This window comes from Dokdonella fugitiva, assembly GCF_014138265.1.
Lineage (GTDB): Bacteria > Pseudomonadota > Gammaproteobacteria > Xanthomonadales > Rhodanobacteraceae > Dokdonella_A > Dokdonella_A fugitiva_A.
Window position 1 is genome coordinate 518,626 of the sequence record NZ_JACGXL010000001.1, and the last position, 22,350, is coordinate 540,975.

24 protein-coding genes are annotated in these 22,350 nt (G+C 69.6%); 11 read left to right on the forward strand and 13 right to left on the reverse strand.

Annotation, left to right across the window (positions count from 1 at the left end; translation table 11 throughout):
* Nucleotides 1–17 precede the first annotated feature (17 nt).
* Both FHW12_RS02425 and FHW12_RS02430 read right to left on the reverse strand, forming a co-directional pair.
* A complete protein-coding gene (locus FHW12_RS02425) occupies nt 18–287 on the reverse strand; it encodes a BolA family protein (protein WP_259392800.1) in 270 nt (89 codons plus the stop codon).
* Nucleotides 284–583, reverse strand: coding sequence for a YciI family protein (locus tag FHW12_RS02430; RefSeq protein WP_182529395.1), 300 nt, complete (start codon nt 581–583; stop codon nt 284–286). Before FHW12_RS02430 ends, FHW12_RS02425 begins: the two co-directional genes overlap by 4 nt.
* Nucleotides 584–932: 349 nt before the next feature.
* Here FHW12_RS02430 and FHW12_RS02435 point away from each other — a divergent pair, with 349 nt between their 5' ends.
* From FHW12_RS02435 to rluB, 3 genes are all read left to right on the forward strand, one after another.
* Entirely contained in the window at nt 933–1,859 is a 927-nt protein-coding gene (locus tag FHW12_RS02435) for a segregation and condensation protein A (protein ID WP_428993606.1), read from the forward strand.
* 64 nt (nt 1,860–1,923) lie between these two features.
* On the forward strand, nt 1,924–2,688 hold the full coding sequence (gene scpB, locus FHW12_RS02440; protein WP_182529397.1) for an SMC-Scp complex subunit ScpB: 765 nt from the start codon (nt 1,924–1,926) through the stop codon (nt 2,686–2,688).
* Entirely contained in the window at nt 2,685–4,349 is a 1,665-nt protein-coding gene (gene rluB, locus FHW12_RS02445) for a 23S rRNA pseudouridine(2605) synthase RluB (RefSeq protein WP_182529398.1), read from the forward strand. Before scpB ends, rluB begins: the two co-directional genes overlap by 4 nt.
* Before the next feature lie 87 nt (nt 4,350–4,436).
* Here the strand turns inward: rluB and FHW12_RS02450 are convergent, their stop codons facing one another.
* Nucleotides 4,437–5,150, reverse strand: coding sequence for a CsgG/HfaB family protein (locus tag FHW12_RS02450; protein WP_182529399.1), 714 nt, complete (start codon nt 5,148–5,150; stop codon nt 4,437–4,439).
* Nucleotides 5,151–5,446: 296 nt separating this feature from the next.
* Entirely contained in the window at nt 5,447–6,964 is a 1,518-nt protein-coding gene (locus FHW12_RS02455) for a hypothetical protein (RefSeq protein WP_182529400.1), read from the reverse strand.
* Nucleotides 6,965–7,096: 132 nt separating this feature from the next.
* Here FHW12_RS02455 and FHW12_RS02460 point away from each other — a divergent pair, with 132 nt between their 5' ends.
* Both FHW12_RS02460 and FHW12_RS02465 read left to right on the forward strand, forming a co-directional pair.
* Nucleotides 7,097–7,684, forward strand: coding sequence for an ECF-type sigma factor (locus FHW12_RS02460; RefSeq protein WP_182529401.1), 588 nt, complete (start codon nt 7,097–7,099; stop codon nt 7,682–7,684).
* Nucleotides 7,681–10,452, forward strand: a complete 2,772-nt coding sequence (locus FHW12_RS02465; RefSeq protein WP_182529402.1) for a serine/threonine-protein kinase — start codon at nt 7,681–7,683, stop codon at nt 10,450–10,452. Before FHW12_RS02460 ends, FHW12_RS02465 begins: the two co-directional genes overlap by 4 nt.
* Here the strand turns inward: FHW12_RS02465 and FHW12_RS02470 are convergent.
* A complete protein-coding gene (locus FHW12_RS02470; RefSeq protein WP_182529403.1) occupies nt 10,439–10,720 on the reverse strand; it encodes a GNAT family N-acetyltransferase in 282 nt (93 codons plus the stop codon). The two genes, FHW12_RS02465 and FHW12_RS02470, sit on opposite strands and share 14 nt — an antisense overlap.
* 107 nt (nt 10,721–10,827) lie before the next feature.
* On the opposite strand from FHW12_RS02470, the gene FHW12_RS02475 reads away from it, so the two are divergent.
* Both FHW12_RS02475 and FHW12_RS02480 read left to right on the forward strand, forming a co-directional pair.
* The gene (locus FHW12_RS02475; protein WP_182529404.1) at nt 10,828–11,643 is read left to right on the forward strand and encodes a helix-turn-helix domain-containing protein; all 816 of its coding nucleotides are present in this window, start codon (nt 10,828–10,830) and stop codon (nt 11,641–11,643) included.
* A gap of 74 nt (nt 11,644–11,717) precedes the next feature.
* The gene (locus FHW12_RS02480) at nt 11,718–12,152 is read left to right on the forward strand and encodes a VOC family protein (protein ID WP_182529405.1); all 435 of its coding nucleotides are present in this window, start codon (nt 11,718–11,720) and stop codon (nt 12,150–12,152) included.
* A gap of 189 nt (nt 12,153–12,341) precedes the next feature.
* Here the strand turns inward: FHW12_RS02480 and FHW12_RS02485 are convergent, their stop codons facing one another.
* Entirely contained in the window at nt 12,342–13,598 is a 1,257-nt protein-coding gene (locus FHW12_RS02485) for an NAD(P)/FAD-dependent oxidoreductase (protein ID WP_182529406.1), read from the reverse strand.
* Nucleotides 13,599–13,625: 27 nt separating this feature from the next.
* Nucleotides 13,626–14,291, reverse strand: coding sequence for a Pr6Pr family membrane protein (locus FHW12_RS02490; protein WP_182529407.1), 666 nt, complete (start codon nt 14,289–14,291; stop codon nt 13,626–13,628).
* A 73-nt stretch (nt 14,292–14,364) separates the two neighbouring features.
* Between FHW12_RS02490 and FHW12_RS02495 the strand changes: the two genes are divergently transcribed.
* Complete coding sequence (locus tag FHW12_RS02495; protein WP_182529408.1) at nt 14,365–15,195, forward strand: DUF72 domain-containing protein; 831 nt, start codon at nt 14,365–14,367, stop codon at nt 15,193–15,195.
* Here the strand turns inward: FHW12_RS02495 and FHW12_RS02500 are convergent.
* On the reverse strand, nt 15,184–16,194 hold the full coding sequence (locus FHW12_RS02500) for a PD40 domain-containing protein (protein ID WP_182529409.1): 1,011 nt from the start codon (nt 16,192–16,194) through the stop codon (nt 15,184–15,186). The genes FHW12_RS02495 and FHW12_RS02500 overlap by 12 nt on opposite strands.
* A gap of 57 nt (nt 16,195–16,251) precedes the next feature.
* Nucleotides 16,252–17,052 carry an aminotransferase class IV family protein gene (locus FHW12_RS02505; RefSeq protein WP_182529410.1) on the reverse strand — a complete coding sequence of 267 codons (801 nt, stop codon included), beginning with the start codon at nt 17,050–17,052 and terminating at the stop codon, nt 16,252–16,254.
* 51 nt (nt 17,053–17,103) lie between these two features.
* On the opposite strand from FHW12_RS02505, the gene FHW12_RS02510 reads away from it, so the two are divergent.
* The gene (locus FHW12_RS02510) at nt 17,104–18,081 is read left to right on the forward strand and encodes a DMT family transporter (RefSeq protein WP_182529411.1); all 978 of its coding nucleotides are present in this window, start codon (nt 17,104–17,106) and stop codon (nt 18,079–18,081) included.
* 13 nt (nt 18,082–18,094) lie between these two features.
* Here FHW12_RS02510 and FHW12_RS02515 read toward each other — a convergent pair whose 3' ends face one another.
* Entirely contained in the window at nt 18,095–18,472 is a 378-nt protein-coding gene (locus tag FHW12_RS02515) for an MAPEG family protein (RefSeq protein ID WP_310735116.1), read from the reverse strand.
* Between the two features lie 207 nt (nt 18,473–18,679).
* On the opposite strand from FHW12_RS02515, the gene FHW12_RS02520 reads away from it, so the two are divergent.
* Complete coding sequence (locus FHW12_RS02520; protein ID WP_182529413.1) at nt 18,680–19,033, forward strand: DUF1428 domain-containing protein; 354 nt, start codon at nt 18,680–18,682, stop codon at nt 19,031–19,033.
* Nucleotides 19,034–19,056: 23 nt separating this feature from the next.
* Here FHW12_RS02520 and FHW12_RS02525 read toward each other — a convergent pair whose 3' ends face one another.
* Nucleotides 19,057–19,503, reverse strand: a complete 447-nt coding sequence (locus FHW12_RS02525; protein WP_259392801.1) for a nuclear transport factor 2 family protein — start codon at nt 19,501–19,503, stop codon at nt 19,057–19,059.
* A gap of 145 nt (nt 19,504–19,648) precedes the next feature.
* Between FHW12_RS02525 and FHW12_RS02530 the strand changes: the two genes are divergently transcribed.
* Nucleotides 19,649–21,028, forward strand: a complete 1,380-nt coding sequence (locus FHW12_RS02530) for an amidohydrolase family protein (RefSeq protein WP_182529414.1) — start codon at nt 19,649–19,651, stop codon at nt 21,026–21,028.
* A gap of 9 nt (nt 21,029–21,037) precedes the next feature.
* On the opposite strand, the gene FHW12_RS02535 is transcribed toward FHW12_RS02530, so the two are convergent.
* Together FHW12_RS02535 and FHW12_RS02540 are read right to left on the reverse strand one after the other, a co-directional pair.
* The gene (locus FHW12_RS02535; protein ID WP_182529415.1) at nt 21,038–21,523 is read right to left on the reverse strand and encodes a hypothetical protein; all 486 of its coding nucleotides are present in this window, start codon (nt 21,521–21,523) and stop codon (nt 21,038–21,040) included.
* Nucleotides 21,524–21,867: 344 nt separating this feature from the next.
* Nucleotides 21,868–22,272 carry a helix-turn-helix domain-containing protein gene (locus FHW12_RS02540; RefSeq protein ID WP_182529416.1) on the reverse strand — a complete coding sequence of 135 codons (405 nt, stop codon included), beginning with the start codon at nt 22,270–22,272 and terminating at the stop codon, nt 21,868–21,870.
* Nucleotides 22,273–22,350 lie beyond the last annotated feature (78 nt).

A 22,350-nucleotide genomic window follows, 5' to 3' on the forward strand; every position in this document is an offset into this window, starting at 1 on the left:
TGCAGGCGGCGATCGACTCAGCCCTCTTCCGGCGCTCGCGCGTCGATCGCGAGCGCGTGGATGTCGGTCTGCATGAGCTCGCCGAGCGCGGCGTACACGGCGCGGTGGCGCGCGAGCGGCAGCTGGCCGCGGAATGCGGCGCTGACGACGCGCACGCGGAAATGACCGCGGCCATCGCGCGCACCGGCATGCCCCGCGTGGCGATGGCTCTCGTCCTCGATCGCGAGTTCGAGCGGCGCGAGCGCGACGGTCAGGCGCTCGCGGATGCTGTCCACGCGCGCACTCAAGGCGCCACCTTGCGGAACGGCCGCACGCTGACCTCGGCGTAGACGCCGGCGGCAACGTACGGGTCGGCGTCGGCCCATGCCTTCGCCGCGGCGAGGTCGGCGAACTCGGCGACGATCAGGCTGCCGCTGAAACCCGCCGGGCCGGGATCCTCGGCGTCGATCGCCGGGAACGGACCGGCGAGCAGCAGCCGCCCCTCCTCGCGCAGGCGGTTCAGGCGCTCCAGGTGGGCCGGGCGCACCGAAAGCCGGCGCGCGAGGGAGTCGGGCACGTCGCTGCCGACGATCGCATACCACATGAACGGGGCATCCTGCGGACAAAGACATATGTTAGCCGAAGCGTCGCGCAACTCGGCGGCGACATGCGGCTGTCACGGCATTTGCGCATCGACGCGTTTCCCCGTAGTCTAGGGGTGAATCGAGAGGGCGGAGTCCCGCGCGCGCCGACGCGGAGCGTTTCCAGCCCACCTCCCGACCTTTTTAGGATTGCCGACCTCCGGATTCCCCAGGAACCGGGCGTCCTCGTTGCAGGCCTTGCGCGCCGACGGCGGTTGTTGCCGCGTGCGTCCGGCCGCACGCCGTGATCGTTGCACGACCCGCCGCGCCGTGAGGCGCCGGATGGCGTGGAATCGGGATCATCGATCGAGCATGAACCAGACCGCCGAACAGCCCAGCACAGACACACCGGCCAATACGTTCCCGCAGGTGCCGCAGCAGCAGGAGATCCCGCTCGCGGTCGTGCGCGGGCAGCCGGTGCTCGAGATCCCGCAGGACCTGTACATCCCGCCGGATGCGCTCGAGGTCATCCTCGAGGCGTTCGAGGGGCCGCTCGACCTCCTGCTGTACCTGATCCGGCGGCAGAACCTCGACATCCTCGACATCCCTATCGCCGAGATCACGCGTCAGTACGTCGACTACATCGAGATGATGCACGAGATGAAACTCGAGCTCGCGGCCGAGTACCTGGTCATGGCCGCGATCCTCGCCGAGATCAAGTCGCGCCTGCTGCTGCCGCGGCCGCCGGCCGAGGAAGGCCTCGAGGAGGACCCGCGCGCCGAACTCGTGCGTCGCCTGCAGGAGTACGAGCGGTTCAAGAAAGCGGCGGAGGACATCGACGCGATGCCGCGCCAGGACCGCGACTTCGCGCCGGCGCACGTCGTCGTCGACGACCGCAACGTGATCCGCCTGCCGCCGCCGGTGGAACTGCGCGAACTGCTGCTCGCGCTCAAGGACGTCATGAAGCGGGCCGAACTGTACGGCCATCATGCGATCCAGCGCGAGGCGCTCAACGTGCGCAGCCGCATGAGCGACGTGCTGAACGCGCTCGGCGACGGCGAATTCCATCGCTTCGAGCAGTTGTTCGACGCGACCGAAGGTCGGCGCGGCGTCGTCGTGACCTTCCTCGCGATGCTCGAACTCGCCAAGGAACAGCTCATCGAGATCGTGCAGGAAGCATCGCTCGCGCCGATCTACGTGAAGTCGCTCGCGACCGCCGACGGCAAGGCCGCGTCGTCCGGCGAGGCCGCGAACGACGCGCCCGAAGCCAGCGACGAACCGGCGAGCCAGGCGTCCTGAACGCTACACGGATTCCACCGCGGTCGACGCGACCGCACCGACAGGCCAACGAAATCCACCACTGATGGAACCGCAGCTACTCAAACGCATCATCGAGGCCGCCCTGCTCGCCTCCGCGCAGCCGTTGTCGCTGCCGCAGCTGTCGGGCCTGTTCGACGAGTTCGAGATGCCTTCGCACGAGGACCTCGCGAAGGCGGTCGAGGAACTCAAGGCCGACGCCGAGGGGCGCGGCATCGAACTCGTCGAGGTCGCCTCCGGCTTCCGCTACCAGGTGTGCAACGACGTGCACGCGCACGTCTGCCGCCTGTGGAGCGAGCGCCAGACGCGCTATTCGCGCGCACTGCTCGAGACGCTGTCGCTGATCGCCTATCGCCAGCCGATCACGCGCGCGGAAATCGAGCAGATCCGCGGCGTCGCCGTTTCGACCAACATCGTGCGCACGCTCGAGGAACGCGAATGGGTGCGCGTGGTCGGTTACCGCGACCTGCCCGGCAAGCCTGCGTTGTTCGGCACGACCAAGCAGTTCCTCGACTATTTCAACCTCAAGTCGCTCGACGAACTGCCGCCGCTCGGCGAGCTGCGCGACATCGAGGAACTCGACCCGCAGCTCGCGCTCGACGAGCCGCGCGGGCCGATCCACGCCCAGGTGGCGCCCGACGTCGCGGGCGACACCGCGGCCGCCGGCAGCGAACACGCTGGCGAAGACCCCATCGACGAGACCGCCATCGCCGCCGTCGCCGAGCACGGCGACGAACCGGCTCCCACCGACGACCGCGAAGCGCCGACCGACGGCGACGCACACGAAGACACCCCGGAATCCATCGCATGAGCACCTCCGCCCGTTCCATCCTCAAGCTCAAACGCCCGGCCGAAGCCGCCGATGCGCCCGCCGTCGAGGAGCGCCTGCACAAGGTGCTCGCGAACGCCGGGCTCGGCTCGCGCCGCATGCTCGAGGCGCGCATCGAAGCCGGCGAGGTACTGCTCAACGGCGGCGTCGCCACGCTCGGCCAGAGCGTGCGCAGCGGCGACCGCGTCGAAATGGATGGCAAGCGCTTCGTCGTCGTCGCCGACAACGCCGAGCACGCACAGGTCCTGCTCTACAACAAGCCCGACGGCGTGGTCGCCACGCGCGACGATCCCGAAGGCCGCCCGACCGTGTTCGAGCAGTTGCCGCAGCTCAAGGGCGCGCGCTGGATCGCGGTCGGCCGCCTCGACATCAACACGACCGGCCTGCTGCTGCTGACGACCGACGGCGATCTCGCCAACACGCTCATGCATCCGCGTTCGGAGATCGAGCGCGAATACATCTGCCGTGTGCACGGCGAGGTGCCCGACGAGGTGCTCGAGCGCCTGCGCACGGGCATCGAGCTCGAGGACGGTCCCGCGCACTTCGACGAAATCGGCGTGATCAGCCGCGGTGCGAGTCATTCCTGGTTCCGCGTCGTGTTGCGCGAGGGACGCAACCGCGAAGTGCGCCGCATGTGGGAATCGCAGGGACTCATGGTCAGCCGCCTCAAGCGCATCCGCTACGGCAGCATCGAGCTGCCGCGCGGACTGCTGCGCGGCCATTCGACCGAACTCGACGTCGCACAGGTCGCCGCGCTGCGCGAACGCTGCGGCGTCGGCACGCCGGACCCGCGCCTCACGCTCGCCCCGGTGATCGGCCAGCGCCGCGCCGCGCCGACCGAATTCCGGCCGATGCCGAAGACGCAGCAGGCCTGGACCGGCGCGCGCGCCGACGAAGCGCGCGAGTTCGCCGCGTTCGACCGCATTCGCGACGACGGCTGGCGCGGCGCCACGGCGAAGCCGCGCAAGGCGCGCGGCGGCGGCCCCGGTCGCAAGGGACGCCCCGGTGCGCAGGATGCGCAGACTCAGGGACAACGCCCCGCGCGCGGTCCGCGACAGGGACAGCGCCCGGGCCAGGGTCCGCGCCAGGGCCAGGGACAAGGACAGCGCCAGGGTCAGGGACCACGCCAGGGCCAGGGCCGTCGCGGCCAGGGCCAGGGACAAGGCCAGAACCAGGGCCACGACGCGCCGCGCGCCGCATGGGCGGCCGAACCAGGCCTCAGCCCGGCGGTGCTGCGCAGCTGGTTCCCGGAATCCGCACCGGGCCAGAAGCGTCGCGGCGCGCGCCCAGGCATGGAGCAGCCGTACCATTCCGGCCAGTTCCATCCGCAGGGGCGCGACGATCGCCACGGCAATCGCGCGGCACCGCAAAATCCGGGACGTGGCCCGCGCCCGCAGCGCAGTGGTTCACCCGGCAACTCCGTGCACGAGCTCCCGTACGGCCATCCCGATTCGCGTCCGCAGCACGGCGGCCCGCGTCGCGGCAGCGGCGCGCCCGGCAACTCGACGCATGACGCGGGCAACCGCGCACCCGGCGGCAACCGCGCGCCGGGCGGCAATCGCCCGCCTGGCGGCAATCGCCCACCCGGCGGCAATCGCGGGCGTGGTGGCGGCGGTGGCCGTGGCGGTCCGCGCTCGCGCTGACGCGGCCGACGACGAGCCCACCGCGCGCGCAGTGGGCAAAAAAAAGGCGGGCCGAAGCCCGCCTTTTTCATTCCTTCGAAACCGTCCTCAGTCGAGCTTGAGCGACTTGCGGTTGCTGTCGCGGCGCTTCTGTTCCTTCGCGTCGAACTCCGACTCGCAGCTGCCACGCTTGACCATCACGCAGTCGAGGTAATCGCTGATCTCGACGAGCGCGGCACCGATCGCCTTGCCCGCCGGCGTGTTCGACTCGTGCGCGAGGTCGCCGCCGAAACCGCCGCGGAACACGCCCACGCTCACGCCGCCGCCCGAGCTGCGACCTTCGATCGCGCGCGAGAAGTCGACTTCACCCGTGGTCGCGTTGACCACGCGCACGTCGATGCGGATGTACGCCTCGGACTTCTTGCCGCCGAGCGAAATGCCCTTGAAGCTGATGCCGCCGCCGGTGCTCGCGGTGTTCTCTTCGTACGCGGTCACCGTGCCGAACACGAGGTAGTCGGCGCCCGTGACCTGGCCCATCTTCGCGCCGGTGCCCGAACGCACGCGACCGGACGCGGCGAGGTTCTGCTCCTCGAGCACCTTCTCGAGCTTGGAGCGCTCGACCATGCGGAAGTCGCCCGTGCTCGACAGCTCGTTCGACAGCATGCCCGACAGCTCCCAGCCCACACCGCCGCGCCACCAGCCGGCCGCGGATTCGTTCTTGAACTCGGCGACGCCGATCGCCGGCTTGTTGGCCGCGAACGCGGCGCCGCAGGCGAATACGCCGGCCAGGGAAAGCATGACCGCACAAAACGACTTGCTCATCTCTCTCACTCCCATGGATGGAACCCCGATGCCCCCGTTCAGCAGGCCGCCCCAGAGACAGGCATGGGCCACCAGCCCTTCCGCGCCGGTCGCCCGCGTCGCCGTAACGATTGGAGACATTCTAGCAAACGGTTTTTGATGCCACCTCGGACACGTTCGGCGGACCGGGGCGGAACTGGTTCACGTCACGGGCGTGACGCGAGCGGCGTCGCGTGGAAAAAAAGAGGCCATCCCGGGAACTGCGCGGCGGGGAGAACGCGCAGGCGGGATGGCCGGGAAACCGGTCCGGCCGGAAATCAGAAGCCCGGCGGCGCGTCGAAGCCGTTGGCGAAGATCCGGTCCGGATCGCCGAACAGGCGCAGCAGGGCGAAATCGTGCGGCGCTACGTTCGGACGCGAGGTGTAGCCGCCGGCGAGGATGTCGCCGGAGACCTCGACCGCGACCGCGTAGGCGCCGTCCTCGACGGTCGACACCTGCGCGACCTTGAGTCCCTGCTCGCCGTAGGTCGTGTCGATGCTGCCGTCGGCGTTCCAGCGGCCGACGAAGAAGTCCTGGTGCGCCGCACCGGTCGCGCGGTTCGTCGCCGAACCCGCGGCGACGATCCTGCCGTTGCCCTGCAGCGCGAGCGCCGCCACGACATCCTCGTCCGCACCGCCGCTGAACTTGATCAGCGAGCGTCCCTGCTGGCCGAAGGTCGTGTCGAGCGAACCATTCGCGTTGAACCGCATCACCGCCATGCCGCGATCGTTGCCTTCGCCGGCGACGACGATGTGGCCGTCCCTGGTCAGGCGCGCCGACGCGAGCATGTACAGACCGCTGTAGACGCCACCGCTGTTGGCGGCCTGGAACGTCACGCGACCGGTGCCGTTGAACGTCGTGTCGACCGCGCCGTCCGCGGTGAGCCGGGCGAGGAACGAGGTGTTGCGGCCGAAGGTGTAGCCGCCGACGACGATGCGGTCGTCGGCAGCGAGGTTGCCGGCCTGGTCGAGCGCGATCGTGCTCAGCGTGTCGCCGGCCGCGCCGAAGAACGGCGCGAGCACGACGTAGCCCTGCCCGCCCGCGAACGTCGTGTCGAGCACACCGTCGGCGGTGAACCGTGCGACCGCGACCTGGCCGTACCAGAAGCCGTCGTGGAACACGCGCGTGATGCCCGCGAGCACGATCTTGCCGTTGCGCTGCAGCGCCATCGCGTACGGGTTGTCGTGCACGTCGGGACCACCGATGTCGAGGCGCACGTAGCCTTTGCGCGCGGCGCCTGCGTCGGCTTCGCCGAACGTCGTGTCGAGCGAACCGTCGGCGCGCAGCTTGACCACGCCGTAGTCGGAGTGCGAAGCGGTCGAGAGGGTGCCGCCGACGAGCACGCTGTTGTCCGACAGCACGCGCAGCGCGCGGCCCTCGTCGGACGCGCCGTCGACGTCGAGGTGGATCATTCCGCCGCTGCCGAAGCTCGCGTCGAGCGTGCCGTTCGGCAGGTAGCGCGCGACCGCGAGGTTCTCGCTGCCGCCGCTGCCGTTCGCGTTCGCGCCGGTGACCTTGCCGGTGACGACGAAGCGGCCGTCGCGCATCGGCGCGATCGCGTAGATCTGCTCGTCGGTGCCGAAGAAGTCGTTGGTGACGAAGCCGCCCTGGCCGAAGCCGCCGTCGATGTCGCCCGGGTGCGCGGCGAACGCGGCGCCGGTCGTGCATGCGAGTGCGATCAGGGTTGCGCCGAAGCGACGCACCAGCGCGCCGGGACGAACGCCCGTCGCGAGGTCATGGCAGGAACCGCGGCTCGCGGGCGGGTCGTTCGTGATTCGGTTGCGAGTACACTTCATCTTTCATCTCCCGTTCGGATTCGGTGGCCGCTTCGTCCGGCGGTTCGCCGGCATGCATCGGCATCCACCGGATCAGTACGGGAGGGCGGAAGATTTCCTATCATCGGCCGCAGGCGACGTGCGGACAGGCGCATGAACGAACCCTACGCAGCGAACGACGGACAGGACCAGCAGGCGGTGACGCGCCTGCTGCACGCATGGAACGACGGCGATGCCGCCGCGGCCGAACGCCTCACCGAACTCGTCTACGCGCAGGTGCGCGCGATCGCCGGCAAGCACCTGCGCCAGTTCGGCGGGCGCATGACCCTGCAGCCGACCGAACTCGCGCACGAACTGTTCCTGCGCCTCATGAACGCGGACGTCGCGTGGCAGGACCGGCGCCACTTCTACGGCGTGGTCAGCGTCGCGATGCGCCGCATCCTCGTCGATGCCGCGCGCGCGCGCGGCGCCGAGCGGCGCGGCGGCGGCGAGGTGCACGTGACGCTGTCGGCCGCCGACGAGGCCCCGGACACGGACGCGCAGGGCGAAGCATTCGCGCTCGAGGAGGCGCTCGCGGCGCTGCGCGAACTCGATGCGCGCAAGTGCGAGGTGATCGAACTCAACTACCTGCTCGGCCTCAAGCGCGAGGAGATCGCCGAAGTGATCGGCGTGTCGGTGCCGACCGTCGACCGCGAGCTGCGCTTCGCGCGCGCGTGGCTGAAGCAGAAGCTCGCCGCATGAGCGACCCGCGCTGGGAACGCCTGCAGATCCTGTTCGAAGGCCTGCTCGCGCGACCCGCGGGCACGCGGGAAGCCTGGCTTGCCGACGTCGAACCCGATCCGGACCTGCGCGCGGAAGCACTCGCGCTCGTCGCCGCCGAGGACGTCGGCGAAGACGGCATCACGCGCCAGCTGCGCGAAGCGGCCGCGCGCGTCATGTCGACGCCGACCAGCGGCCGCCAGCTCGGGCCGTACCGCCTCACCGGCGAGATCGGCAGCGGCGGCATGGGCACGGTGTTCCTCGCCGAGCGCGTCGACCAGCATTTCGACCAGCGCGTCGCGATCAAGCTGTTGCGCGGCTTGCCGACGCGAGAGTCGACCGAACGCATGCGCCGCGAACGGCAGATCCTCGCCGACCTCAGCCATCCGCACATCGCGCGCCTGCTCGACGGCGGCACTACCGCCGACGGCCAGCCCTATCTCGTGATGGAGTACGTCGACGGCGTACCGCTCAACGAGTTCTGCCGTTCGCACGACCTGCCGCTGCGCGAGCGCCTGCAGCTACTGGCGAAGATCTGCGGCGCGGTGCAGTACGCGCACCAGCGCCTGGTCATCCATCGCGACCTCAAGCCCGCCAACGTGCTCGTGCGCGGCGACGGCGAACCGGTGCTGCTCGACTTCGGCATCGCCAAGCTGCTCGGCGAAACCGGCGGCACCGCGCAGCAGACCGGCCTGCCCTGGTTCACGCCCGCCTACGCCAGCCCGGAACAGCGCAAAGGCCACCCGGTGAGCACGGCGACGGACGTGCACGGACTCGGGCTGCTGCTCTACGAGACGATCAGCGACAGCGTGCCGGGTCGCGACGACACCGGCCGGCTGCCGCCGCCGAGCCGCGTCGCCAAGCGTCGCCTGCCACCCGAACTCGACCTCATTGTCGCCAAGGCGACGCACGTCGAACCGGAGCGGCGATACGTGTCCGCGTCCGCGCTCGCCGACGACGTCACGCGCTTCCTGCGTGGCCGCCCCGTGCACGCGGCGCCGGACCGCCTGCACTATCGCCTCGCCAAGTTCGTGAGCCGGCACCGCCTCGCGACCGCCGCCGGCATCGCCGCGATCGCGCTCGCCGCATGGTTCACCTGGCGCCTCGCCAACGAGCGCGACCGCGCGCTGCGCGCGGAGGCGCTCGCGCAACAGCAGTCGGCGACCGCGAACAGCGTGGTCGACTACCTCGTCGCGCTGTTCCGCTCGGCTTCGCCCGAGGAAACCGGCACGCGCCCGATCGCACCGCGCGACCTCGTCGACCGCGGCCGCCGCGAGATCGACGCACGCCTCGCCGACGCGCCGCAGCAACGCGCGCGCCTGCTCGGCGCGCTCGGCAAGATCTACCTCGAACTCGGCCTGCCCGACGACGCGGCCGATAGCCTGTCGCGCGCGGCCGAACTCGAACGCACGCACGGCACGCCGCGCCAGCGCGCCGCGTACCTGTCCGACCAGGGCTACGCGATGAACCTCGCCGAACGCCCGGCTTCGGCGGAGCCGGTCTTGCGCGAGGCGATCGCCACGCTCGGAACGGTCGCGCCGGAAGACCGCAGGCTCGCCGCCGACATCCTTTCCACGCTCGGCCTTTCGCAGGCGCGCAACGGCGACGCGCAGGGCGGTATCGCCAGCGCGCGACGCGCGATCGACTACGCGGCCGCCGCGGAGGGCTCCGACAGCGTCAGCTACGCGCAGTGCCTGTACGCGCTCGCCGAAGCCGAGATGCGCAGCGGCCGTTTCGACGACGCCGAGCGCGACGCGCTGCGCAGCATCGAGACGATGCGCAAGCGCCTGCCCGACGACGCCGACGAAGTGATCCAGGCGAAGGGTTTTCTCACCGAGGTGTACGAACAGCAGGGACGTTACGCCGACGGCGAGCGCCTGCTGCACGAGATGCTCGAGACGCGCCTGCGCACACTCGATCCGGGCAGCGCCTGGGCGGTGACCGCGCGCAACAACCTGGCACAGGCGATCCAACTGCAGGGTCGTATCGTCGAGGCGACCGCGCTGCTGCAGCAAAACGTCGACCTCATGCGCGCGAACCACCAGGAGCAGACGCCGTCGTACGCGATCGGCCTCAACAACCTCGCGAGCCTGCTCGAACAGGCGGGCGACACCACGACATCGCTCGCGATGTTCCGCGAAGTGCTCGACAACGCGCTCAAGCAGTCGGTCGAAGCGGACGATCCGCGCCTGCCGATCTACCGGCAGAACCTCGGCCGCAGCCTCATGCTCAACGGCAAGCTCGACGCCGCGCGCGTGATGCTCGACATGCCGGTGGAAGGCAACGCGGACTCGATGGACCTGCGCATCGAACGCGCGCGCCGGCTCGCCCATCTGGGCGACTGGATGCGCCGCAGCCACCACTACGACGAGGCGATGAGCTACCTCGACCAGTCATCCGCCGCGTTCGCCGAACTGTATCCGCCGACGCACGCGCGCCATGGCGCGATCGCCCGCCTGCGCGGCCTCGTCCAACGCGATCGCGGTCGCCTCGGCGAAGCGGAGTCGGAATTGCGCCGCGCCGTCGAAATCCTGTCAGGTAGCGCCGGACCGCAGGCCAACTCGACCATCGACGCGAAACTGCAGCTCGCCGACGTGCTCGTCGCGCGCGGCAACCGCGAGGAAGCTCGCGCGCTGTATGACGCGATCACGCCGTTGCTCGCTACGCGTTTCGTCGAAGGGTCGTCCACGCGCCGACAGCAGATCGAACTCGGGCGCAAGCTCGGTGCGACCGTCGCTACCCGCGGTTGACGAGGTCGGCGTAGTCGGGATGGCGCTGGATCCACGCGGCGGCGTAGGAGCATGCCGGCACCACGCGCCAGCCTTCCCTACGCGCGGTGTCGAACGCGGCCGACACGAGCGCGCCCGCGATGCCGCGGCCGCCGACCTGCGCCGGTACGCCGGTATGGGTGATCGTCATCACGCCATCGTGCAGACCGTATTCGAGTACGCACGAAACGCCGTCGACGACGGCCTCGAAGCGGCGCTGCGCCGCGTTGTGCACGACATTCACTGCCATGGTTCCTCGTAGCGATCCACCGCGGCGGCTGCCGCGAAATCGCACGATACGTGTTTTCGCCACGGCGTGCGCGGTGTAGGCTCGGCGCTGCATCGAGGAGCCGCCGCATGGCCTTCGTCACCTTCGTACCGCCGCCGCCGTTGCATCCGTCGATCGAGCGGATCTGGGACTGGCGCGTCGAACCGGGCGAGCTGCGTTTCGAGCGCATCCTGCCGCAACCCGGTTCGGCGCTGATCCTCAACCTGCTCGAGGACGAAACGCGCGTCTACGACGACGACGGCGGCCACCATTGCGAACGGCTCGCGGGATCGGCCTACAGCGGCCAGTTCACGCGCAGCTTCGTCATCGACACGCGCGAACAGGTCGCGGTCATGGGTGTCGCGTTCCGCCCTGGCGGTGCGCGCGTGCTGCTGCGCGAGCGCATGGACGTGCTCGGCAACCGCCACCTCGCGCTCGAGGATCTGCTCGGGTCGACCACCCGTGCGCTGCGCGATCGCCTGTTGCACGCGGTGGACGCGCGCGAACGATTGGGCGTGCTCGCGCGCTGGCTGCTGCGCGGCTGCATCGGAGCGACGCTGCACCCCGCGGTGTCGCAAGCGCTCGCGACGATCGAGCGCGCACCGAGCCTGCCGCTCGTCGCGCGCCTCGCCGCCGACTGCGGCGTCTCGGCGCGCCGCCTCGGCACGTTGTTCCGCGAGCAGGTCGGCGTCGGCACGAAGGAATACCTGCGCCTGCAGCGCTTCCGTCGCGTCGTCACCGAAGCGCAGCGCTGCGGTGGCGTCGACTGGGCACGCGTCGCCGCGGACTGCGGTTTCCACGACCAGCCCCACCTTGCTCACGAGTTCCGCGCATTCTCCGGCATGACGCCCGCGGCCTACGTCGCGCGGCGCGGTGCGTACGTCAACCACGTCGAACTCGCCTGACGCGTTCCGAAATCTACAAGACGCACGCGAACCGCGACGCTACGCTGCCGACCCAGCCATCGACCGGAGCCGCCATGACGACGCTCGCCGCGAATACGACCTCGACGATCATCCCGAGCCTGCGCTACCGCGACGCGCCCGCCGCGATCGAATGGCTGTGCCGCGCGTTCGGCTTCGAGAAGCATGCCGTGCACGCCGACGGCGATGTCATCCACCACGCCCAGCTCGTGTTCGGCAACGGCATGGTCATGCTCGGCTCGGTCGCGAACCGCAGCGCCTGGGGCGAACGTATCGCGCAACCGGACGAGATCGGCGGACGCGAGACGCAATGCCCGTGCGTGATCGTCTCCGACTGCGCGGCGCACTACGCCCGCGCGAAGGCGGCCGGCGCGATCATCGTCGACGAACTCGAACACAAGGACTACGGTGGCGCCGGCTATTCCTGCCGCGACCCCGAAGGCCACCTCTGGTGGTTCGGCGAATACGATCCTTGGGGCGCGGAAGCCTAGAGGCTGGAAGATCCGAAACCAGAAGCCTGGAAGATTGAAACACGAAGGACACGAAAGACACGAAGGAAACGCAAAATCAGGAGGAAAACTTGAAACACGGAGCACACAGAGCACGCGGAGGAAGAGCTATCAGACAGGAAGCTCTTCCATCGTGGCCTTCGTGCTTCAAATCTCTTGCCCTTCGCTTGTTCACGACTCGTCGCGGCGACCGATGATGATCCGCGCGTGGCGCTGGTAGGTGACGTACGACCAGATCCACTCCGCCATGACGACGAGACGGTTGCGGAAGCCGATCAGGAAGAACACGTGCGCCCACAGCCAGAAGAACCAGGCAAGCGCGCCCGAGAAACGCAGTCGACCGAGGTCGACGACCGCCGCCATGCGCCCGATCGTGGCGAGGTTGCCGTAGTCGCGGTAGTGGAACGCGCGCGTCGCACCGCCCGCGATCCGCTCGCGGATCATCGCCGCCGCATGCGCGCCCATCTGCTTCGCCGCCGGCGCGACGCCGGGCACCGGCTTGCCGTCCTGCGCCACGGCGGCGAGGTCGCCGACCACGAAGACTTCCGGATGCGCGGGCAGCGAAAGGTCCTCCGCGACGCGCACGCGGCCGGCGCGATCGCGGTCGCCGCCGAGTTGCGCGCCGAGCGGCGACGCGGCGACACCCGCTGCCCACAGCACGGTGCGCGCGTCGATACGTTCGTCGCCGAGGTCCACGCCGCGTTCGTCGATCGCGGTCACCGGCTTGCCGAGGTGCACGCTCACGCCGAGCCGTTCGAGCTGCCGCCGTGCGCGGTCCGACAGCGACGGCGGCATCGACGCGAGCACGCGCGGGCCGGCTTCGACGAGATGGATCTTCGAACGGCGCGGGTCGCTGTGGCGGAATTCGCGCGGCAACGTATGGCGCGCGATCTCCGCGAGCGTGCCCGCGAGCTCGACGCCGGTCGGGCCGCCGCCGATGATGACGAAGTCGAGCCACTCGGCCTGCGCGCGCGGATCGACGGCGCGCTCGGCCGCCTCGAACGCCTCCAGCATGTGGCGGCGGATGTGCAAGGCGTCGTCGAGCGTCTTCAATCCCGGCGCATGGCGCGCCCATTCGTCGTGGCCGAAATACGCATGGCGCGCGCCGCTCGCGACGACGAGATAGTCGTAGTCGAGCGAGCCGCCGTCGAAGCGGACGCGACGATGCTCGACGTCGATCCCGCGTGCGACGTCCATGCGCACGACCACGTTGTGCTGGCGGCGCAGGATGTGACGCAACGGTGCGGCGATGTCGGGCGACGACAGGCCGGCCATCGCGACCTGGTAGAGCAGCGGCTGGAACAGGTGGTGGTTCGTGCGATCGACGAGCGTCACGCGCACGGGCGCCGAAGCGAGCGCGCGCGTCGCCCACAATCCGCCGAAACCGCCGCCGATGACGAGTACGTGGGGTAGCGCGTTGTCTGCCATCGCCTGGTCGCGTCGTGCCGCAGGCAGCTATTCTGCCCGAACGCGCGACGACTCCGCAGCCGCGCGCGGCGCGAGGCGATCGAAAGCGACGACGAGCAGTCCCGCGGCGACGAACAGCACAGCGATCGCAGCGGCGTTGCGCAACACGACCGCGATGCCGAGTGCATCGACGTCGATGAACGGATACGGATACTCGTGCAACCATGCGCCGCGCAGCAGGCTCCAGCCGAAGAACACGGCCGGGAACAGCAGCACGAGCAACGGGTCCATCCATTGCAGCCGTCGATGCGGCACGCAGGCGACCCACCAGCCGACGTAGAGCACCGGCACGACGTAGTGCAATGCAATGTCCGCGACGAGTTGCAGGCCGTGCGGCGACCAGGTCGAGGCGAGCAGGAAATGGTAGATCGCGCAGACGATCGCGATGCAGAGCGCGGTGCCGCCCTGCACGCGCGCGCTGCCGAAGAACCGCTGCCAGGCGGCGGCTCCGCCGCGCCAGGCCGCGCTCGTCGTCAAGGCGACGGCGAAGTTGCTCAGGATCGTGAAGAAGCTGACGTAGCGCAGCGTGCCGAGCCAAGGCCCGATGTCGCTCCAGGTCGCGACGATCAGCAGCACGTACTGGAGCACCAGCGTCGACCATGCGATCGTCGCGACGACGAGCGCGAACCTGCGTCCCGCGGATGGCATCTGCATGTTCCTCCGCCGCCGTGGCATCGGCTTGCCTGCGCTGCCATCATAGCGTGCCGCCGCCGACGATCACGATGCGATGAACGCACCCTCTTCCGACCTGTTCGCGAACCCCGCCGCGAACGCACCCGTCCGTGTCGGCATCGGTGGCTGGACCTACGCGCCGTGGCGCAACAACTTCTACCCGGCCGGACTCGTGCAACGACGCGAGCTCGAGTACGCGAGCCGGCAGGTCAACGCGATCGAGATCAACGGCACCTACTACGGCGCGCAGAAGCCGGCGACCTACGCGAAGTGGCGCAGCGAGACGCCCGACGGCTTCGTGTTCTCGCTGAAGGCGCCACGCTTCAGCACCGACCGCCGCGTGCTCGCCGACGGGGGCAAGACCGTCGATGCGTTCGTCCATGGCGGCCTGGCCGAACTCGGCGATCGGCTCGGCCCGATCAACTGGCAGTTCACCCCGGACAAGGCGTTCGAGCGCGACGATTTCGCCGCGTTCCTCGACCTGCTGCCGCGCGAGCTCGACGGCCGTCCGCTGCGCCACGTGCTCGAGGTGCGCCACGCCTCGTTCCTGTGCGACGACTACCTCGCGCTCGCACGCGCGCACGGCGTCGCCAGCGTGTTCACCGACTCGCCGAAGTACCCGTCGTTCGCCGATGTCACCGGCGACTTCGTGTACGCGCGGCTCATGCGCAGCGAAAGCGCGAACGCGACGGGCTATGCACCTGCCGCGCTCGATGCGTGGGCCGAGCGGGCGCGTGCGTGGGCCGCGGGCGGCGATCCGGCGGACCTGCCGCGCGTCGCGGCGCCATTGCCGTCCGCGGTCTCGCGCGACGTGTTCGTCTATTTCATCAGCGCGGCCAAGGAACGCAACCCTGCCGCGGCGATGGCGCTGCTGTCACGGTTCTGATCGTTTCGAAGGCGGTTTCGCCGCGAACCACGGTTGCAGCGATACCGACCAGATGTTGTAGTTTCCGTCGTCCCAGGCGAGCATGCGCGCGGTGTCGGCGTCCGCCTGCGCGCGCGTTCGCGGGAACGCGACCGGGACGACGCGCTCACTGCTGAAATACAGCGTCGCGTGATCGGCCCCCAGACGCGGCTCCGCGTCCGAACCGCTGCTGTTGACCCTGTCGCCGAGCCAGACCGGTTCGCCCCAGCCGTCGCCGTCGCGGAACGCGATGAACAGGTCGATGCCGACCTTCGGCCTGCGACCGGAACCGAAAACGACGAACGACTCGTCGGGCGCCACCGCAGGGTCGACGTCGGTCACGCTGCCGTCGCTGAACGGCAACGGCTTGGCCGCCTCGTAGCGGCCATCGCGGAACTGCGAGCGATACAGGCGGAACTTGCCGCTCGTCGCGTCGGGCGTCATGAACCAGAGGCTGCCGTCGCCAGCGACGCTCGGCGCGAACGTCGACGGATTCGGATTCACCGCATCGGGCAATCGCACCGGCTCGCTCCAGCCGCTGCCCTTGCGTTCGACGCGCCAGAGATTGCCACCCTTCTGCGTACCGCCGTTGTAGCTCGCCTCGATCGGCACTCCGCCGGGCTTCGCCGGCCGGTTCGACACGAACACGATCCAGGAACCGTCCGGCGCGAACGCGGGCTCCATGTCGTTCCACTCGCCCGAGAACGACGCAACGCCAGGTTCCGACCAGCGCTCGCCCTGCTTGCGCGAGACGTAGATCGTCGATTGCGCGGCGTTACTGCGCGTGAAGTAGACGGTCGCGCCATCGGGCGTGAACGCAGGCGCCGAATCGTGCGCGGGTCCGGAGATCGTACCGGGCGCGAACACGGCCGGCGGGTAGTGGATCGCGTCCACGATGCCGGCCGGTTCGAGCGCTACCGCGAGCGTCGTGCGTGCAACCCCTGCGGCCGCCGCCGCCATCATCATCCTTCGCATCGCCATGGACCCCGCCGATCGACCAGCCTCCTCGACCGCATCCGGCGACGAGGGTTCCCGTGGTCAGATCGGCTGCCACGGGTGCACGGCCATGCAAGCATCGAGCAGCGCGCGGGGTTCGGCACCGGTCGCGAACGGGGTGCCGTCGATGCTGGCGATCGGCATGACCGTGCACGAGGTGTTGGTGAAGAACGCTGCGCGGAATGCGCGCAGCCCGTCGAGGTCGATCCTGCGCACCTCCGTCGGCACGCCGCGCTTGCGCAACCCGTCCTGCAGCAGTTGCATCGAGATGCCCTGCAAGGCGGGCGCGTCCGGCCAGACGACGCGCTCGTCGTCGAGGAAGCCGACGTTCCAGATCGAGCCTTCCGCGACCGCCCCGCTGGCGTCGACGAACAACGCATCGTCGTAGCCGGCCGCCTGCGCGAGCCGCTTCTGGTGGTACAGGCCGAACGTTCCGACGTGCTTGATGTGCGGCGCTTCGCGCTGGTAGCGCACGCTGCGCACGTGCAGCGGCGTGGGAGCGAGCGTGCGCGCGGGCGCGGTCGCGACGAGCACGTCGGGCGCGGCCGGCTCTAGCAGGTGATCTCGATCGAGCGCGCGCGAGAACACGGTCACGCGCAGCGACAGCGCGCCACGCGCGCCGGCGACGGCCTGGCGCATCCATGCGCGCGTCGCATCGACGTCGAGTGCGGTCGAGAACAGCTCGTGCGTCGCGCGCCGCAGGCGCTCCAGGTGCAGGTCGAGGCCACGCACACCACCATCCTGCACCTGCATCGAGCTGAAGTGGCCGTAGTTGACCAGCGCGAGCACACGCAGGCCGTCGACGTCGACCGGACGGCCATTGAGTTCGATGCGCATGTCCATGCGACCCCCGTGGTGGAAAATTCGATTGACGCGCCCGGGCGACGCCCTAAGATGCGACTCCCCTCCGCATTCTCCCAAGACGTGACCACGCTGTCTCCCACGACGAAGGCGCAGCTGCAGATCCATTTCTGCGTGCTGCTCTGGGGTTTCACCGCGATCCTCGGCAAGCTCATAACGCTCGACGCACTTGCGCTGGTCTGGTGGCGCATGCTGGTCGTCGTCGCGGCGCTCGCGCTGCTGCCGCGCGTCTGGCGCGGCCTGCGCGCACTGACGCCGCGCCTGCTCGCCGCCTACGCCGGCGTCGGCGTGCTCGTCGCGCTGCACTGGCTTACGTTCTACGGGTCGATCAAGCTCGCCAACGCGTCGGTCGGCGCGACCTGCATCGCGCTCGCGACGCCGTTCACCGCGCTGGTCGAACCGAAGCTCGCGGGCCGCAAGTTCTCGCTGCGCGAACTGCTGCTCGGCGTCGCGGTGCTGCCCGGCGTCGCGCTCGTCGTCGGCGGCGTACCAGGCTCGATGCGCGTCGGCATCGCGGTCGGCGCGCTGTCGGCGCTGTTCGTCGCCCTGTTCGGTTCGCTCAACAAGCGCCTGGTCGAACACGCCGACGCGCTCGCCGTGACCGGCCTCGAACTCGGTGCCGGCGTCGCCGCGCTCACGCTGCTGACGCCGGTATTGCCCCACGTGTTCCCGGTGCTCGCCGGCAACCCGTTCGCGCTGCCCGGCCTGCGCGACACCGGCCTGCTGCTCGTGCTCGCGCTCGCCTGCACCCTGCTGCCGTTCACGCTCGCCCTGGTCGCGTTGCGCCACATGAGCGCGTTCGCCGCGCAACTGGCGACGAACCTCGAGCCGGTCTACGCGATCGTGTTCGCGGCGATCCTGCTCGGCGAGCAGCACGAGCTCACACCGACGTTCTACTGCGGTGCCGCGATCATCCTCGGCGCGGTGTTCGTCCACCCGTTGCTGCAGCGCCCGCAACGGATCTCCCATCCCGAAGTGCTCGGTACTTCCGAGGCGCACCGCGCCGACTGACGAACGTCCGCGCTCAGAACAGCGCGGACACGACCATGACCAGGCCGACCAGCGCGACCGCCCATACCGCGGTGCGCAGGAACGGAATGCCGATCGCATAGGCCGGAAGGTAGGCGACGCGCGCCCAGAACCAGATCTGCGCGCCGAGCATGGTGTGCTCGTTGCCCTTCTGCAGGAACGCGAGCATGAGCACGGCCGCGGCGAAGAACACGAACGTCTCGAGGAAATTGCGCGAGGCACGATCGAGGCGTCCGGCCAGTCCGGTCAGTGGGGCGGGCACGCCGTCGCGCGGCCCAATGTTCCACAGCAATCCGCGCTGCGCGGTCGACAGGCTCGCCGCGACCAGGACGTGCACGAGGCCGAGCACGATGGACCACGCCAGGATTTTCATTTCGATCGACATCGTCGCGTCTCCGATGGACTGGGTTGCAGTCGGGCGCGCCGGCGCGGGCGCGTCGGCGGGATCGTCGGATCGGCGTCCTCCCCGCGGCGAATCTTAACGGACGCCGACGCTCGTCCGGTCGCTTGTCGATCGGCGGGCTCCTGCTTCGTCGGGAAAGTGCGGCCATCGTCGCCGCCCACCCCAGAGGAGTCCGTCATGTCCTACGTCGATGGTTTCGTCGTCCCCGTGCCGAAGAACAAGCTCACCGCCTATCGCCGCCTCGCGCGCAAGGCCGGCAAGGTCTGGCGCGAGCACGGCGCCCTGCACTACGTCGAATGCGTCGCCGACGACGTCAAGGCGGGCAAGGTCACGTCGTTCCCGCAAGCGGTCAAACTCAAGCCGGACGAGGTCGTCGTGTTTTCGTGGATCGTCTACGCCTCGCGACGCGAACGCGATCGCGTGAACAAGAAGGTGATGTCCGACCCGCGGCTCAAGATGGACCCGAAGGACATGCCGTTCGACGGCATGCGCATGTTCTGGGGTGGATTCAAGCCGATGCTCGACCTTTGACCGCTGCGGCACGGTCGCGGCGATCACTTCTGCAGGCGGCTCGCATGACTCGCGGCGAGCTTCCAGCGGCCGTCGCGCCGCACCCAGGTGTCGGTGAACTGGAAGTCGGCCGCGAATGCGTCCGTGCCGGAGATGCCCTTGACCTCGGTGATGCCGGTCACGATTGCCGCGTCGCCGTACAGGCGCACCTTCTGCTCGCGGTTGCGGAACACCTCGTAGCGCGGCTCGCGCCGCGCGATCTCGTCGAGGTTCTGCGTCCGGTCGGTCACGCCACCGTGCGAATCGGTGAGCGTGAACGTTTCGTCGAGATCCTTGCGCGCGGTCGCTGCGTCGCCGCTCTCGAAGGCTCGGCAGAGTTCGGCTTCGACGCGCAGCAGGTCGCGCGTGTCCGCGGCGGCGTCGCGCGCGGACGCAGCGCTCGCGGCACACAGGGCGAACGTGGGGATCCACAGCCAGCGCATCGGCGTCATCGTGTCCTCGGCTTTCGGGGGCAGGTACCCCAGTGTAGGCTCGATCGGTGCGACGCAAGTGACCACGCTTGCGCGCTCGCGCTAAACCCTGCCCGCGCCGCGGGCATCGAACGGGACGTCATCCACCACTGCCCGGGCCTTTCCCTTGAACGATTTGCTGCAGCGCCTGACTGTCCTTCTCCTCGCCGCATCGATGTCGCACGCGTTCGCCGCCGAGCCGGCGGCACCTGCGCCTTCGCGGAGCATCGCGTTCGTGCACGTCAACGTCGTGCCGATGGACCGCGAACGCGTGCTGCGCGACCAGACCGTGGTCGTCGACGGCAACCGGATCGTGGCCGTCGGCTCGGCAATCGAGCTGCCTGCGCAAGCCGTAGTCATCGACGGCGGCGGCACCGCCTATCTTTCGCCGGGCCTCGCCGACATGCACACGCATGCCGACAGCGCGCGCGACATGGCGCTGTATCTCGCCAACGGCGTGACGACCGTGCTGAACATGGGCGAGGCATCGAACGAATTCCTCGCGCAGGTGCGCCCCGCGATCGATCGCGGCGACAAGCCGGGGCCGCACATCCATGCCGCGTTCCTCGTCGACGGCTCGCCGCGCTACGGCCACTTCACGGTGACGACCGCCGACGAGGCGCGCGCGATCGTGCGCCTCGCCAAGACCAACGGTTACGAATTCATCAAGGTGTACAACAACCTCTCGCCGACGACGTTTCGTGCCCTCGTCGACGAGGGGCGCCGGCGAGGCCTGCCGATCGTCGGCCACGGCGTCACCGCGGTCGGCATCGAACGCCAGCTCGACGCGGGCCAGCTGATGGTCGCGCACGCCGAAGAATTCCTCTACACCTACCTGCTGCAGCCGCGCGCGGGCCATCCCGATCCGCTGCCGGACGAAGCACGCATACCCGGCGCGATCGCCGCCGTCCTGCGCAACAAGGCGTTCGTGACTGCGGACCTCGATACCTACGAGACGATCGCGCGGCAATGGGGCAAGCCCGCGGTGGTCGAGCAGTTCCTGCGCATGGACGAAGTACGCTACCTCTCGCCCGACCGGCGCCTTTCCTGGCGGCACGCAGGCTACGCCGACCGCAACGGCAACCTCGACGACAACGTGGCATTCCTGCGCCGCTTCACCAAGGCGATGAGCGACGCCGGCGTCGCCCTCGTCGCCGGTACCGACGCGCCGACGATCCCCGGCCTCGTGCCGGGCTGGTCGCTGCACGACGATCTCGCCGCGCTCGAACAGGCCGGCCTGTCGCGCTACCAGGTGCTCGCGACCGCGACGCGCACGCCTGGCCTATTGCTGCACCGCGCGGCGCCGACTGCGATCGAATCGGGAACCGTGGAAACGGGCCGCCGCGCGGACCTGCTGCTGTCCGGAAGCAATCCGCTCGAGGACCTCGCGACCTTGCGCCGGCCGCTAGGCGTCATGGTCGACGGGCGCTGGCATGACGCGACCACGCTGCGCCGCATGCTCGAGGGCATAGCGGCCGACTACGCGGCAGCGGCGAGCCCGCGTTGAGCACCGGCGCTAGGCGGCGTCGCTGTCGACCGGCGCGGTCAGCGCGTAGAAGCGGTAGAGTCGCGATTCCTTCTCTTCGAGGTAGCGTTGCAGCACGCCGCGCGCCTCGTCGACGAGCGATGCCGGCGGCATGCCGGGGCGCGCACGCGAGAACAGGCCTTCGACGAGCCGCATGAAATGCCGCGCGAGCGCATTCGACTCGCGCCGCAGCGACGCGACCGCGGCGGCGCCGTCGGGATCGTCGACCATGCGGCGCGCGATCGTCGGGTAGAGCCGCAGCGCTTCGATGCGTTGTACATCGTGCAACTGGCGCGCACACCGCCTGATCGCCAGCGCCGCCGCCTCGAAAGACCCGCGCCGCCCCGCGTGCAGCGCGACCGAGTAGCTCATCGCGAGTTCGCGATTCGCGCGCCGCAGCTCGTCGATCAGGTCCGGATCGTGCCGCAGCGGCGTGCTCCAGGTGAACGGAGCGCCCGCATCCGCCTTGCCTACCATGGTCCACGCTCCCTAGCAGACATGAGGCACGCGCGGGTCGCGGCGGCACCCGGCCCGGTGCCGGGCGGGGACGGATGCCGCCGGCCCTCCTGCACGCCGACGGTTGCCTTCCCGCCGTCGATGCAACGCACTCGCCGTGGACGGACGCTCGTCCACCGCGAACGGTGCGTGCAGGTTCCTCCCCAACGCCGAATCTGCGTGCGGTACGGACGCTAGCAATCCGGGTCACCACGGTTCAAGACAGCTGCGGCGTTAGCACTGCTAACAGCAGCGACGCGATAGCGCAGGAGTCATGGCCGGCCGCGCACACGACGCAACACGCGCCGCGTGCATGCGCGCGCGATTCAGCGCCGGCCGGGGCGCACTTCCTCGAGCAGGTTCACGAGCATCTGCTTCGCGCGTGGCGACAGCAGGCGGAAGCGCTCCAGCAACACTTCCTCGGTCCAGTCCTGCGCGTAGACGTCGAGCTTGAGCGCGGGAATCGAGTCCGGATGCGGCCGCTTCTGGCGCCGTTCGCCGCGGCCGGTGGCGAGCCATTCGAAGCTGACGCCGGTCGCGGCCGCGATCTCCTGCAGGCGCGGCGTGCCGGGACTGGTGCCGTTCGGATGCTCCCATTGGGCCGCCGCACTCGGCGTGACGCCGACGCGCTCGGCGAGCGCGGTCTGGGTGAGTTTCGCGTCGCGTCGCGCCACGCGGATGCGCCCCGCGAGCTTGACCCGGTCATCCGAAGCCGTTCTTGAAATTTTCATGCAGCACCGATGTATTCGAAGAGGAACTATATACAGCGCGATGCGGAACTCTAGGGCACCCGAGCCCAGGTTGCCATC